General features: G+C 45.1%; 12 protein-coding genes and 1 riboswitch. Of the genes, 6 read left to right on the forward strand and 6 right to left on the reverse strand.

Annotation, left to right across the window (positions count from 1 at the left end; genetic code table 11):
* Positions 1–91: 91 nt before the first annotated feature.
* Genes AU377_RS10245 through AU377_RS10255 form a run of 3 tightly spaced genes read right to left on the reverse strand, consistent with a single transcriptional unit; the run spans position 92 to position 3,704 of the window.
* The gene (locus AU377_RS10245) at positions 92–1,267 is read right to left on the reverse strand and encodes a M20 family metallopeptidase (protein ID WP_067407647.1); all 1,176 of its coding nucleotides are present in this window, start codon (positions 1,265–1,267) and stop codon (positions 92–94) included.
* On the reverse strand, positions 1,257–2,498 hold the full coding sequence (locus AU377_RS10250; RefSeq protein WP_067407648.1) for a Zn-dependent hydrolase: 1,242 nt from the start codon (positions 2,496–2,498) through the stop codon (positions 1,257–1,259). Before AU377_RS10250 ends, AU377_RS10245 begins: the two co-directional genes overlap by 11 nt.
* An 18-nt stretch (positions 2,499–2,516) precedes the next feature.
* Entirely contained in the window at positions 2,517–3,704 is a 1,188-nt protein-coding gene (locus AU377_RS10255; RefSeq protein WP_067407650.1) for a hypothetical protein, read from the reverse strand.
* Positions 3,705–4,135: 431 nt separating this feature from the next.
* On the opposite strand from AU377_RS10255, the gene adh reads away from it, so the two are divergent.
* Positions 4,136–5,677: an aldehyde dehydrogenase gene (adh, locus tag AU377_RS10260; RefSeq protein WP_067407652.1), complete on the forward strand. Its 1,542-nt coding sequence runs from the start codon at positions 4,136–4,138 to the stop codon at positions 5,675–5,677.
* Positions 5,678–5,692: 15 nt separating this feature from the next.
* Positions 5,693–6,049, forward strand: a complete 357-nt coding sequence (locus tag AU377_RS10265) for a DUF779 domain-containing protein (RefSeq protein WP_067407655.1) — start codon at positions 5,693–5,695, stop codon at positions 6,047–6,049.
* Positions 6,050–6,137: 88 nt separating this feature from the next.
* On the opposite strand, the gene AU377_RS10270 is transcribed toward AU377_RS10265, so the two are convergent.
* A complete protein-coding gene (locus AU377_RS10270; RefSeq protein ID WP_067407657.1) occupies positions 6,138–6,530 on the reverse strand; it encodes a thiol-disulfide oxidoreductase DCC family protein in 393 nt (130 codons plus the stop codon).
* Positions 6,531–6,708: 178 nt separating this feature from the next.
* On the opposite strand from AU377_RS10270, the gene AU377_RS10275 reads away from it, so the two are divergent.
* Together AU377_RS10275 and AU377_RS15695 are read left to right on the forward strand one after the other, a co-directional pair.
* Positions 6,709–6,900 (forward strand): hypothetical protein, encoded by a 192-nt coding sequence (locus AU377_RS10275; RefSeq protein ID WP_067407659.1) that lies wholly within the window; start codon positions 6,709–6,711, stop codon positions 6,898–6,900.
* Positions 6,901–7,060: 160 nt separating this feature from the next.
* Entirely contained in the window at positions 7,061–7,432 is a 372-nt protein-coding gene (locus AU377_RS15695) for a hypothetical protein (RefSeq protein ID WP_067407662.1), read from the forward strand.
* 58 nt (positions 7,433–7,490) lie between these two features.
* Here AU377_RS15695 and metH read toward each other — a convergent pair whose 3' ends face one another.
* Together metH and AU377_RS10290 are read right to left on the reverse strand one after the other, a co-directional pair.
* Positions 7,491–10,928 carry a methionine synthase gene (gene metH, locus AU377_RS10285; RefSeq protein ID WP_067407664.1) on the reverse strand — a complete coding sequence of 1,146 codons (3,438 nt, stop codon included), beginning with the start codon at positions 10,926–10,928 and terminating at the stop codon, positions 7,491–7,493.
* Positions 10,909–12,768, reverse strand: a complete 1,860-nt coding sequence (locus AU377_RS10290; protein WP_067407666.1) for a bifunctional homocysteine S-methyltransferase/methylenetetrahydrofolate reductase — start codon at positions 12,766–12,768, stop codon at positions 10,909–10,911. The genes metH and AU377_RS10290 overlap by 20 nt, the downstream gene beginning before the upstream one ends.
* A gap of 73 nt (positions 12,769–12,841) precedes the next feature.
* A riboswitch (SAM riboswitch) is annotated at positions 12,842–12,944 on the reverse strand.
* A 143-nt stretch (positions 12,945–13,087) separates the two neighbouring features.
* Here AU377_RS10290 and AU377_RS10295 point away from each other — a divergent pair.
* Together AU377_RS10295 and AU377_RS10300 are read left to right on the forward strand one after the other, a co-directional pair.
* Positions 13,088–13,267: a hypothetical protein gene (locus tag AU377_RS10295; protein ID WP_067407668.1), complete on the forward strand. Its 180-nt coding sequence runs from the start codon at positions 13,088–13,090 to the stop codon at positions 13,265–13,267.
* A gap of 171 nt (positions 13,268–13,438) precedes the next feature.
* Complete coding sequence (locus tag AU377_RS10300; RefSeq protein ID WP_067407669.1) at positions 13,439–13,909, forward strand: CtsR family transcriptional regulator; 471 nt, start codon at positions 13,439–13,441, stop codon at positions 13,907–13,909.
* Positions 13,910–13,927 lie beyond the last annotated feature (18 nt).

The raw sequence follows: 13,927 nt of genomic DNA on the forward strand, positions 1-13,927 counted from the left end.
TTGTAATAGCCTTCATCCTAGAATAACATATGCTCTGATTAATGCTCCAAATTAAAAAAACGGAAAAGCCTAAGCTTTTCCGTCACACAAATCATTTGTTCAAATAAGCCCACGCATACTGCGCATACAGTTCCGCGCCAGTTGCCAGCGCATCTTCATCGATATCGAAGTTCCCATGGTGATGCGACCATTCTGTATCTTTTTCAGGATTTCCGCTACCTACAAGTGCAAAGCAACCTGGTGCTTTATCTAAGAAGAACGAGAAGTCTTCTGCGCCCATTGTTGGTTTTTCGTCGTACAAAAATTCTGCACCAAAAGCTTCCGTTGCGACTTGCTGAACAAGTTGCGCGCTTTCTGTGTCATTAATGACTGGCTGTGTGCCGCGAATATATTCCACTTCCGCTGTTGCGCCGTACATTGTCGCAATGCTTTCTGCGAATTGTGTAATGCTGTTTTCAATGTGATCACGCGTATCTTGATGGAACGTACGAACTGTTCCTTCAAGCAATGCATTTTCTGCAATGACATTGAAGCGTGTTCCTACTTCCATTTTTCCGATCGTTAAAACAGCCGGGCTTTGTGGATCAATTGTACGTGATACGACTGCTTGCACATTCATGGCAAATGAAGAAGCAACCATAACCGCATCGACGCAATCTTCCGGGATCGCCCCATGTCCGCCTTTCCCTTTAAAACGAACTTTGAAAATGTCTGCTGCGGCAAACGATGGGCCTGGTGTACAAGAAATATGATGCGTCGGTGCTTGTGACCAAATGTGAATGCCGAATACATTGTCCACGCCTTCCATTGCGCCTTGCTCGACCATCGCTTTCGCACCTTGTGCAATTTCTTCCGCCGGTTGGAATAAAAGACGGACGTTTCCTGCTAACTCTTCTTTCACTTCATTCAATGCTTTCGCCGCAATCATGAGCATCGCTGTATGTGTGTCATGCCCGCAAGCATGCATTTTTCCTTCGATTTTAGATGCATACGGTACGTGTGTATTTAATTGCTTTACAGAAAGAGCATCCATATCGCCGCGCAGCGCAACAGTTTCTCCGGGCTTTCCGCCTTTGATTTCTGCGATGACACCCGTCGGCTCTGTTTTCCGATAAGCGATGCCTAATTGATCCAAGTAATCGCAAACAAATTGCGTCGTTTTTACTTCTTCAAATGAAAGCTCTGGCTCGCTATGGAACTTTCTCCGCAATTCTACTAATTCATCGCTATATTGACCCATTAACTCTTTAATCTTTTCATTTATCATTTGTCGTTGCCTCCGTTAAACGTACTGCCGTTTTGAATAAAATGTCCGTGCCGGCCGCGAGATGACTTGCATCCGACCATTCCTCCGGACAATGACTCAGTCCATCTTTGCTTGGAATGAAGACCATGCCACTTGCCGTATAATCTGAAAAGACCATTGCATCATGTCCTGCACCGCTATTCATCGAATGATATGGAATCCCTAACTCATCACTCGCTGTTTTGAATAACTCTTTAATCTTTTCATCCATTTTCTTCGGTTGAATGAATAGCTGCTCCTCCACCGCAATCTGAATGCCGTCTTTGTCATAAGTTGCCATTAATGCTTTCACTTTTTGGAGCGCACTTTTCACATGAGCCTCGTCACCTGAGCGGATATCGAGCGTGAAAACGACTTTGTCAGGAATGACATTCGCACCGTTTGGAAAGACGTTTAAACGGCCTGTCGTGATAACCGTGTCTGCACTTTCCTCCGTCGCAAGTTCCGGCAATGCCGCAATGATTTTTGCTGCTGATACGAGAGCGTCCGCGCGTCGGTTCATCGGCGTTGTGCCTGCGTGCCCGGCTTGTCCTTGTACTGTCACTTCCAGCTGTGCAAGACCAACAATCGCTTCTACAATGCCAACATCAATGCCTTTTTCTTCTAAAATCGGTCCTTGTTCAATATGCAATTCAAGGAAGGCTTTGATCGATTGTGGATCACGTACTTTCGGTTTAGTAGGATCCAAGCCGATTTTTTGCATGGCTTCTATAGCTAACACACCGTCATGATCGCTCAACGTATTAAAATCTTCTTCGGTTAATAAACCCATCATCCCGCGGGAGCCCATGAGTCCACCGCCGAATCGGGAGCCTTCTTCCTCCACCATAGCGATAATTTCAAGCGGGTATGCTGGCTTCAAATTGTGTTCTTGAAACAGCGCTGCCACTTCTAATCCAACGACGACACCAGCTGTGCCATCGTATGCGCCGCCGTTTGGAACAGAGTCAAAATGGGAGCCGGCGATGACGGAAGGGGCATTTTCTAACGTGCCGTCCAGTTTTCCAAAAATATTGCCGAACCCATCTTCAGTAACAGTCAGTCCGTAGTCTTTCATTTTTTCTTTAATATATTTACGCGCTTGTAAATCTTCCGCGCTATAAGTGAGCCGCGTTACCCCTTGGCCGGGAGTGGCGGTGAATTTGCTTAATTCTTTAATAGACTGTTCAATTCTTTCGGCGTTAGCTTTCATTCAAACAGTTCTCCTTTCTTACAAGAATCCTACAAAGAAACCTGCGAGAATAACCGATACGATTGTTACGCTGATAAATCCTCCGACAAGCATCGGCGGCAGCATATGACTTGTCAATGCTTCCCGTTCTTTTTCATCTTCTGTTAAGGAGTTAATGACTTCATTTGTAATAATGTAGTCAGCCGGAAAGCCGTAAAGTGCTGTCAATGAAACTGCAAACGCCATTTCCTTACTAACGCCCAACACTTTTCCGATGATCAATGAGAAAATATACATCCCAATGACACCTAAAACGATACAAACAACGAGTGGATACAAAATTTCAAGCATCATAGAAGGGGTCGCCACTTTTAATCCGTCAAAGACGAATAGCATTAGAACCAGAATCGCGATCCCAAATCCATTTGCTTTTTGAAGCGTGTGGCGCTCTAAAAATCCGATGCTCGCGCCGATAATTCCGTACAATAGACAAATGACATATGGACTGACAGTAACGAACGGTGCAAGACCAACGGATGTTAAGTAAGCTAAATAGCCAACGAATGCAAGTCTGAAAAACTTAAAATATTCAGTGTTATACTTTTCAGGCAACTTAGGGAACAACTTAAGTTTGTTTTGTTCTTCTTTAGGCGGTTCGACCGCTGCTGGATCTACCTTAAGTTCGCCTTTGCGGAACTTCGCAAGTAGACGTTTTCCTTCTTTATTCAAAACGATGGAAGTTAGCGGATAACCCGCGAATCCTTGCATCGCATAAATGACAATCGCAAATACTGATAATGTTGCAAGTCCAGCCTCTGAAGCACCTTCAGACATAATAAGTGCGGAAACAATGCCTCCAACGAGCGGCGGAATGGCAACAAGTACTGTTTTCATATCAAAAATTAGGGCGCCAATGCCAAATAATGCAACGACAATCCCCAAAATACCAGCAAGGGAGATGACAATCGTTTTCCATTGTTCTTTTAATTGCTGGATGGAAAGCAATGTCCCCATATTCGTAATAAGCAGGTAAATCATCATCGAAGCAACGACAGGTGGAATCCCAGCGGTCGCGACGATATCTTGTGGAAAGAAGGTCCAATATCCAATTAAGAACAACACTGCACAGACAAAGACGGAAGGAATCCATGCCTTCGTACGGACAGAAATAACATCTCCTATGAATAAAACTGCAACAACAATAACAAGTGCAAGCATCTGTGCCATAATCTTTGTTCCTTTCTGATAAATAGAATAGAAATACAATAACACATCTTTTTGTCGAATAAAAGGGAATTTTGCGCTCTGAATACAATATATCGCGATTTATTTTAAACGCAAAAAAAGCGGAAGCCCTTACATAAGCATTGCTATAGGATTTGAGAAATATTCAGAAAGAGAAGGTGGAAATTGAGAATGAGTAATTGTATTAATTGTTGAAATAAACGTGAAAAACATGATTATCGTGATTGTTTGGGTGCCTGGCACCTGTCGAAAACCGTTGTCGAAATGTTTTGAATCCTTTTCCTTGAATTCACTTCCATAGTTTGAAAGAATAAGAGGACAAGCCTTTGTAAGCGCATACAAATATAGAGATCATTTGCGCAGCTGGCTTGAGGGGGAAGTTAATAAAACAAACACTTAGGGAGGAATGAAGATTGGTACAAGCAGTTGAAACTCCAGTTTACGCATTTCCGAACACGAAAGGTGCAAAAGTTAACTTTAAAGAACGGTATCAGAACTTCATCGGCGGAAAATGGACACCGCCTGTGAATGGACAATATTTCGATAATCCAACACCTGTTACAGGAAAGGTGTTTACAAAAGTTGCACGCTCGACGGCTGAAGATATCGAGCTTGCGTTAGATGCGGCACATGCAGCAAAAGAAGCGTGGGGGAAAACGTCCGTCACGGAGCGTTCAAATATTTTACTGAAAATCGCAGATCGCATGGAGCAAAACTTAGAAATGCTTGCGGTTGCGGAAACATGGGAAAATGGGAAGGCAGTTCGTGAAACATTAGCTGCGGACTTACCGCTGGCGATCGACCATTTCCGCTATTTTGCTTCCGCCATTCGTGCGCAAGAAGGCGGCGTCAGCCAAATTGACAACGACACAGTTGCTTATCATTTCCATGAACCCATTGGTGTCGTCGGCCAAATTATTCCATGGAATTTCCCAATCCTTATGGCGGTATGGAAACTTGCGCCGGCGTTGGCAGCAGGGAACTGCGTTGTGTTGAAACCGGCTGAGCAAACGCCAGCTTCGATTCTCGTCCTAATGGAATTAATTGAAGACTTGCTTCCGGCAGGGGTTGTCAATATCGTCAATGGCTTCGGATTGGAAGCGGGGAAGCCGCTTGCATCCAGCCCGCGTATCGGAAAAATTGCATTTACGGGTGAAACAACTACAGGCCGTCTCATCATGCAGTACGCTTCTCAAAACGCAATTCCTGTTACGCTCGAGCTTGGCGGGAAATCGCCAAACATCTTCTTTGAAGACGTCTTGGATGAAGATGACGCGTTTCTTGATAAAGCGGTCGAAGGCTTTGTACTTTTCGCGTTGAACCAAGGAGAGGTGTGCACCTGTCCTTCCCGTGCATTAATTCATGAGAAGATTTATGACAAGTTCATGGAACGTGTGTTGAAGCGTGTCGAAGCGATAAAAATAGGCAATCCACTTGATCCAACTGTCATGATGGGTGCCCAGGCGTCTACCGAGCAATTGGAGAAAATTTTATCCTACATCGACATCGGTAAGCAGGAAGGTGCAGAATGCCTCATCGGCGGCGAGCAAAACGAGCTTGATGGCGAGTTGAAAGACGGTTACTACGTTAAACCGACTGTCTTCAAAGGAAATAACAAAATGCGTATTTTCCAAGAAGAAATTTTCGGACCAGTCGTTTCTGTGACGACGTTCAAAACGAAAGAAGAAGCGCTTGAAATCGCAAATGATACGCTGTACGGCTTAGGGGCCGGCGTATGGACGCGCGATATCAACACAGCATATCGTTTCGGTCGCGGGATTCAAGCAGGTCGTGTGTGGACGAACTGCTACCACGCTTACCCAGCACACGCTGCATTTGGCGGCTATAAAGCATCCGGAATTGGCCGTGAAAACCACTTAGCCATGTTGAGCCATTATCAGCAAACGAAAAACATGCTCGTGAGCTACGACGAAAACAAAGTGGGCTTATTCTAAGAGGAGGGTAACAAGATGACAAAACGCGTAATCGCGACCGATGCGGCATTGGAACTCATTGATCATTTGAAGGCAAAACATGGACCGCTGATGTTCCACCAATCGGGCGGTTGCTGCGACGGTTCATCACCCATGTGCTATCCAGATGGTGAATTAATCATCGGTGACCAAGACGTTCTGTTAGGAACAATTGGCGGCGCACCTTTTTATATGCATAAAAACCAATTCGAATATTGGAAGCATACACAACTCATCATCGACGTTGTCGAAGGGCGGGGCGGCATGTTTTCGCTAGAAGGGGTCGAAGGCGTCCGTTTTCTAACGAGATCGCGCGCATTCACGCCAGAGGAAAACAAACAATTACAAACCTAAACGAAAGCTGCAGTTCAATGACAGGATTGTCTTGGACTGCAGCTTTTTTTATAGTTAACTTTTGATGAATTGGCTATGGGCTTTCGATTCAAATAAACCGCTTCCGAACTTCGGGCGAAGGCAGTGCACACGCCTCTTCTTTCTTCCCGAACCATTTATATCGATTCTTCGCGAAATAATCATAAAAGTAGTCACGAATCTTCCGAGGGACGAATATAAATAGAAATAACAAATGCCATAAGCCATCTAATTTCTTGGCAATGTGTAGTGCAGCTGAAGACTTTGTGTAGGCTTTGTTATCCTCAATAAGGACAAGACTATCAACGTTTTCGGGGATCTGATGCTGTTTGATTAGTTTCTGTCCCGTTTCACTTTGCAAAGAACTAAAAAGAAAATGGGCGGATGGATCATTTTTGATAATAAATTGGACACTTGCATCACAAAAATTGCAATCACCGTCAAATAGTACAATTCGCTTCAACTTCCACACCTCCAACATCTGCTACTTACAGTATATCCTAAAGAAAAGGGATAACGCAGGAAAGACAGAAGTTCCGCAAGTGACAGGCATTTTGATATAATGGTAGTGTAAGATTTTGCTCATCAATTGTGTTTCAAGGTCCTTTTACTAGCACTACTATATAGAAAGGATGAGGTATATGGAACGCGTGACAATTGACGCTGTTGAAATGGAACTTAGACATAATATGGATTATATCGCAATGTTAGAAATGATTGGTGAAGGCGGTCCGATTTTCAGCGAATATGACGAAAAAGAAGAACTGAAAAAGAACCAGCGAACAGGGCCCAAAAGTTACGATGAAGACGAATTGCCGTATGATTATCAATAATACCTTTCGTACAAAGATATTTAGCGTATAGACAAAGTCAATTTTAGACTTTGTCTATATTTTTTGCGCTAGTTCGGGAATTTTTTATAAGAAAAGTAGTCGGTTGCCCGCCTTTAATAACAATTGTTACATGTAATAGATAAAGGGGAGGTGATCATTAATGATGAACTTTGGACATAATCCAATGCAGCAAGGTCATGGCATGCAAGGTCATGGCATGCAAGGTCACGGCATGCAGCCTATTGTATGCCCGCCAATTTACCGTTGTCACAATACTTTTGTGAAACGTGAAGTCCCAGTAATCCAACCAATTGTCAACGTAAATCGTGTCAACACAGTTGTAACACCACGTCGTTATTTCCAAGAATCCAATCGAAATGTGATGGGCGATACGTTCTTTGCAGGACCAACAGGTATGGGACCAACAGGCGTAAGTCCGGCTGGCATGGGCCCTGGTTTTGGACCAGGTCAAGGACACGGTCATGGCTGTGGCTGCGGATGCGGCGGAGGCAGAAGAAGATGGTGGAGATAAATTAATAAAAAATAAGAACCCCCACTGTGCTCAAGTGGGGGTTTTACCGTTGCCTCTATTAATCGACATTAAAATATCGCGCATCCGGGTGCGCAAAAACCATGGCTGAAACGGATGCTTCAGGTTCCATCATAAATTCCTCCGTTAAATGGACACCAATATCCTCTGGTTTTAATAGGCCAAAAAGTTTCGCTTGATCATCAAGATTTGGACAAGCTGGATACCCAAAGGAGAAACGCTGCCCTTGGTATTTCGCCGAAAAACGGTCACGCATCGTAAAGTCAGTCGCATCTGGGAAGCCCCATTGATCCCGCATTTCCTGGTGAATCCGTTCCGCGAAACCTTCCGCCAGTTCCAATGCAGTGGCGTGCATTGCGTGACTCTCTAAAAATTTCCCTTGTTCTTTCAGTCGATCCGCGGCTTCTCGGACGCCATGCCCTGCTGTTACTTGCAAGAATCCGACATAATCCATTTGACCGCTATCAACCGATTTTAAATAATCCGCTAAACAGAGGAATGGCTCCTTCGATTGACGCGGGAATGTAAACCGTTCAATTTCTGTCTTCGCATCAGTTGGATCGTAAATAATGACATCATCCCCATCTGACTGCGCCGGGAAAAATTGATACATGCCAGAAGGCTGCAAGATGCCTGATTGTAAAAATTCCGTGACAAGTTCATGCAATTCAACGGCGCGCGGTTCGCCTTTTTCAAGCATTTTATCAACATTTCCGCGAAGGCCCAGGTGGTGTCCGATGAGTGTGCGCATATTGACGTAAGGATACAGATGCCCTACCGAATAGTCGCGCATGACGCGGCGACGCAAATCTTTCGGTACAAATACCGGCACGTCTTCCCGAACCGTTTTCACCGGTCTAGTGGCAACTGCGACATCTCCCCGTGAAGCGCGAAAAGCTTCCGTTTCTTTGCGTTTTTCTTGCTGATCAATCAATTCTTGCATGAGAATGACCTTTTCTTCTTTGTCCTGCAGTCGATTCGCAATTTCTAAACCTTGCATCGCATCTTTCGCGTATAAAACGGGACCATCGTACTCTGGCGTTATTTTTGTGTCTGTAAAGCGGCGAGTAAGCGCTGCTCCGCCTACAAGCACTGGCAAATCAATGCCGGCCGACTTAAAGTCTTGCGCTGTCAATACCATTTGCTGCGCTGATTTTACAAGTAGCCCTGAAAGGCCGATCATATCCGGCTTTTCTTTTCGAACGGCTTCAATCAGTTCAGCAGGCGTCACTTTAATACCAAGATCGACAACTTTGTAGCCATTATTGCTCAAGATAATGTCAACAAGGTTTTTCCCGATGTCATGGACATCCCCTTTGACAGTCGCCAGCACAATTTTACCTTTCCCATTGTCGTCTTCGTTTTTTTCCATAAATTGCTCAAGATGTGAAACGGATGCTTTCATCACACCTGCGCTTTGTAATACTTCCGCAACGATGAGTTGATTGGCGTTGAAAAGGCGTCCGACTTCCGCCATACCGTCCATCAAGGGACCGTTAATGATATCTAAAGGCGTGTCGTACATTTTTAATGCTTCATCTAAATCTGGAATAAGCCCTTCCTTCGTGCCTTCGACAATATAATAAGCGAGACGTTCAGGAACCGTTTTTGGAATGTCCTCTTCTGTCTTCTCTTTTTTCTTATCACGGTAAAAGTCCGTGAAATCGGCCAGCGTTTGATCGGTCGTTTCAAATAGCAAATCATTCGCTAATTTGATTTCCTGTTCTGGAATGGACGCATATCGTTCAAGTTTCTCAGTATTCACAATCGCATAGTCAAGTCCCGCCAATGTGCAGTGGTATAAGTAAACAGCGTTCAACACTTCACGGCCGACGGGCGGAAGTCCGAAAGACACGTTACTAACCCCAAGTGTGATTAAGGCGCGGGGCATTTTTTCTTTGATCAGACGAATGCCCTCGATTGTCTCGACTGCGGAGCCGATATATTGTTCATCTCCCGTGCCGACAGGGAACACAAGGGGATCGAAAATAATATCCTCCGGCGGCAATCCCCATTTGTTGACAAACAAGTCATACGAGCGTTCTGCAATTTCAAGTTTACGCTCACGTGTAACAGCCATGCCGACTTCGTCGATCGTCCCGATAACGACTGCCGCGCCGAACTTCTTCACAAGCGGCAGCACCGCGTCAAATCGTTCTTCGCCGTCTTCCAAGTTAATGGAGTTAATAATCGCTTTCCCTTGGGAGTATTTCAAAGCTTCCTCAATAACTTTTTCATCTGTCGAATCAATGACGAGCGGAACTTTAACTTTTTTCACGACTTCTTGCATGAATTTCCTCATATCTTCCAGCTCATCGCGATCGGGATTCGCTAGACAAATGTCGATAATATGCGCGCCGCCGCGCACTTGCGCGCGGGCAATTTCCGAGGCTTCTTCATATTTCTCTTCCACGATCAGTTGTTTGAATTTACGTGAGCCGATAACATTTGTTCGCTCGCCGATTAAAATTGGACGCATGGAATCGTCATAAAGAAGCGGCTCAATGCCTGCCACCACATGACCGTGCGCTTGTTCCGTCTGCTGGCGCGGCGCATAATTTTTCACGACTTCTCGAATTGCTCGAATATGCGCCGGTGTCGTTCCGCAGCAACCGCCGACTAGGTTTAACCAGCCTTTTTCCGCAAAGCCCTCTAGTTTTTTGGAAAGTGATTCCGGTGATTCGTGATAATGACCTTCTTCGTCCGGCAGACCGGCGTTCGGATAACAGCTCACATAGCTTGTGGCAAGGTCCGATAGGGAACGAAGATGGTCGGTCATAAACTCGGGTCCTGTCGCGCAGTTGAGTCCGACAGATAGCGGTTGAATATGCTCAATCGAAATATAAAACGCTTCAATGCTTTGACCGGCGAGCGTCGTGCCCATCGGCTCAATCGTGCCTGAAATCATAACAGGCAGTTCTTTTCCAGTTTCTTCAAACGCTTTTTTAATGCCAAGCGTTCCAGCTTTAACGTTTAGCATATCTTGACTCGTTTCCATCAAAAGAACATCACTGCCGCCTTCAATCAATGCCTTAGCTTGCACGTAAAAGTCCTCAGTGAGCCCTTCAAATGTTGCGCCGCCTGTAACGGATAATGTTTTTGTTGTTGGTCCCATCGCGCCCGCAACAAAACGCGGCCAGTCAGGCGTGGAGAATTCCTCCGCGCATTTTTTCGCGATTTGCGCCGCCCGAAAGTTAATGTCATGCGCATGTTTCCCTAAATCATAATCGTCAAGCACGATCGGCGTTCCGCCAAATGTATTCGTGCAAATAATGTCCGCGCCCGCTTCTAAATATTCGCGGTGAATACGCTCAATGACGTCAGGCCTCGTAATATTTAAGTTCTCATTACAGCCATCTAATTCTTCGCCGCCAAAATCCTCAGGCGTTAAATTCGCATTTTGGAGCATCGTGCCCATTGCACCGTCAATGATCAGTATTCTTTTTTCTAGTTGTTGTTTAATGCGTTGACTCGGCATGGACAAAACCTCTTTCTTTCTTTTTATCGATTTCTTGAATATGGCGAATCAGTTCAAGCGACATGTCATAGCGGAGGAATGGTGTAATAATATAGATGCCGTTAAAGTATTCCGCTGCCGTGTCGATCAACTCTTTCGCAATTTTAATACCTTCTTCCGTTGAACGGGCGCGGTCATCGCCGCATGCGCGCATCCGTTCCAAAACTTCCTCAGACAACTTGATGCCTGGCACTTCATAATGTAAAAATTCAGCATTTCGAATATTTGTGAGCGGCATGACCCCAAGAAAAATCGGCGTGGACAAATGCTTCGTCGCTTCATAAATTTCCTTAATTTTTTCTTTCGTATAAACAGGCTGTGAAATGAAATAATCAGCGCCGCTTTCAATTTTTTTCTCAAGTCGCTGCACGGCTCGTTCCAATACACGAACGTTTGGATTAAAGGCGGCGGCAACGGAGAAATCCGCTTTTCTAGCGAGCGGCTTTCCGGAGAAGGAAATGCCTTCGTTCAACTGCTTAATCAACTGCGTCAACTCTAAACTGGAAACATCATAGACACTTGTCGCGCCTGGGAAATCGCCAACTTTCGTCGGGTCTCCCGTTACTGCTAAAATGTCCCGAATGCCGAGTGCGTCCAGTCCCATTAAATGAGACTGCAATCCGATTAAGTTGCGGTCTCGGCACGTAATGTGGACGAGCGGGCGAATATGGTGGAGTTGCTTCAAAATCGCGCCCATCGCCATATTGCTAATCCGCGGGGAGGCGAGTGAATTATCCGCCATTGTGATCGCATCGACGCCAGCCGCATGAAGAGCGTTTGCCCCATCAATGAATTTTTCGGTCTCCAGCGTTCTTGGTGTATCCAGTTCAACGATGACAGTGCGCTCGGTCTGCGCTTGTATATGAAGCGGTTCTTTTTTCGCGGGTTGCGCTTCTTGAATAACGATCGGTTCCGGCTTTTTGACGATTTTTTGTGCAATAGGCGGCAAATCCGCAATGCGCTTTTTCACAGCTTCAATATGTTTCGGAGTCGTTCCGCAGCAACCGCCGATTAGACGCACGCCTTCATCTCGCAATAGAACCGCGGCGCGCCCAAAGTAATCTGCCTCAGAAACATAAACAATACGGCCATCTTCTACGTCTAATAGGCTTGCGTTTGGCGCGGCGGATAAAAATGCTTTTTCAGGCAGCGATACACCTTCAAGCGCTTGAATCGTATGATAGGGGCCAAGTCGGCAATTGACGCCGACAATATCCGCGCCCAATGCTTCCAGTTCATGTAAAGCGCGATTCAGCGAATAGCCGTTTTGCAGCACGCCTGGGTCATGCATTGATACTTGCGCAATAATTGGCGCATCTGTGAGCTTGCGGAGTCTAGTAACTGTGGCAGCCAACTCTTCAAAATCATAATACGTTTCAAGCAACAGGCCATCCGGATCTCCAGAAAGGAGCGCAGCCGCCTGACTTTCGACCGTGCGGATAATTTCATCTAATGATGCATCACTTTTTCTGACACCGCGTATGCCGCCAATTGTCCCAAGTACAAACTGACCGCCTGGCGCCGCGGCGCGCTTTGCAATTTGCATCGCCGCTTCGTTAAATTCGTTGACGCGGTCTTCCAAACCATACCGCGCAAGTTTGATCGCGTTGGCGCTGTATGTATTGCTTTGAATAATATCGGCGCCCGCCGCAATGTACTCTTGGTGAATCTTTTCAATGACTTCGGGTTTTGAGACGTTTAATTCTTCATAACAAAAGTCGATGCCATATGAATATAAAAGCGTGCCCATCGCGCCATCAGCTGTTAGGACATTTTTTTGTAATCGATCTAGCAATCCCATGATTGTTCATCCTCCTTATATAAATTAAAAAGCCTTCTTTAAAAAAAGAAGGCTTCAGTGTATACTTCACTCCTTCTTATCTGCAGACCGTTATAGGTCCCTGGATTTAGCACCTGACCGAACGGCTGGTTGCTGAAGCATCATCGGGCCAGTCCCTCAGCTTCTCTCGATAAGAATATAATATTATGAATAGTTGAAAGTATCATACCCTTATAATAACGGGGCGTCAAGTTCATTTCAAAAGGGGCTTGTCCCGCCGCTATGAAATGAGAATGTGGTAAAATGAAAGAAAGATAATTTTGGCGAAGGGTGATCCCGTTTGAGAGCTTTCAAGTTTATGATCCCGATCATGCTCATTGTCGGGTCTTTCAGTTGGATGATGCTAAACAAAAACTATCAGGAAGTACCTGAAACGTCGCGTTTATATATTACAATTGGCGCAGTCGTAGTCAGCGGAGTAATCTCTTATTTTCTATTCCCAAACGAAGAGAAAGAATAAGGAGAAGGGTGTCCCAAAAGAGCCAGGGGATGCCCTTTTTAATTTTCGGATATATTTCTTAACAAATCGTTCTATACTGTAACTAAGTCATATGATTTGCACAGCACGTAAAATATTTTGTACAATTAAGTCAAAGATAGTCAAAGTCAGTAGGGAAAGAGGTGAACAAACGTGCGAAACATTTCCGACATTATAGAAGGGTATTTAAAGGCAATCATCGAAGAAGAAAAGAATCGAATGATTGAGATTAAGCGAAATGAAGTTGCTGAAAAATTCCAATGTGTTCCATCGCAGATTAACTATGTCATTAAAACCCGTTTTACAGCAGAACGCGGCTATGCAGTTGAGTCGAAACGCGGCGGCGGGGGATATATTCGCATATACCGGGTTCAGCCGAATTCTCGAAAAGACTTAATCGAACATATTTTAAAAGGTATTCAATCCGGCGCATCTTTTACAATGGCTGAAGATATTGTTTTCCGCCTGCTGGAAGAACAAGTCATTGACGAGCGTGAAGCGAAGCTTATTCTTGCGGCTGTCAGCAGGACTGTATTGCATCAGCCACTGCCGGAACGAGATCAAATTCGCGCACGCATTTTACAAAACATGCTTCTAACACTGATATATGAACAATTGGACTGATCTTCCGTAAGATTATGA

The organism is Sporosarcina sp. HYO08, from assembly GCF_001563475.1.
Classification (GTDB): Bacteria; Bacillota; Bacilli; order Bacillales_A; family Planococcaceae; genus Sporosarcina.

Bases quoted from the DNA above. Each gene is read 5' to 3' on its own strand.
- AU377_RS10275 (WP_067407659.1), top strand. From the start codon at position 6,709: ATGGAACGCGTGACAATTGACGCTGTTGAAATGGAACTTAGACATAAT.
- AU377_RS10255 (WP_067407650.1), bottom strand. From the start codon at position 3,704: ATGGCACAGATGCTTGCACTTGTTATTGTTGTTGCAGTTTTATTCATA.
- AU377_RS10250 (WP_067407648.1), bottom strand. From the start codon at position 2,498: ATGAAAGCTAACGCCGAAAGAATTGAACAGTCTATTAAAGAATTAAGC.
- AU377_RS10265 (WP_067407655.1), top strand. From the start codon at position 5,693: ATGACAAAACGCGTAATCGCGACCGATGCGGCATTGGAACTCATTGAT.
- AU377_RS10290 (WP_067407666.1), bottom strand. From the start codon at position 12,768: ATGGGATTGCTAGATCGATTACAAAAAAATGTCCTAACAGCTGATGGC.
- AU377_RS15695 (WP_067407662.1), top strand. From the start codon at position 7,061: ATGATGAACTTTGGACATAATCCAATGCAGCAAGGTCATGGCATGCAA.
- AU377_RS10245 (WP_067407647.1), bottom strand. From the start codon at position 1,267: ATGATAAATGAAAAGATTAAAGAGTTAATGGGTCAATATAGCGATGAA.
- metH (WP_067407664.1), bottom strand. From the start codon at position 10,928: ATGCCGAGTCAACGCATTAAACAACAACTAGAAAAAAGAATACTGATC.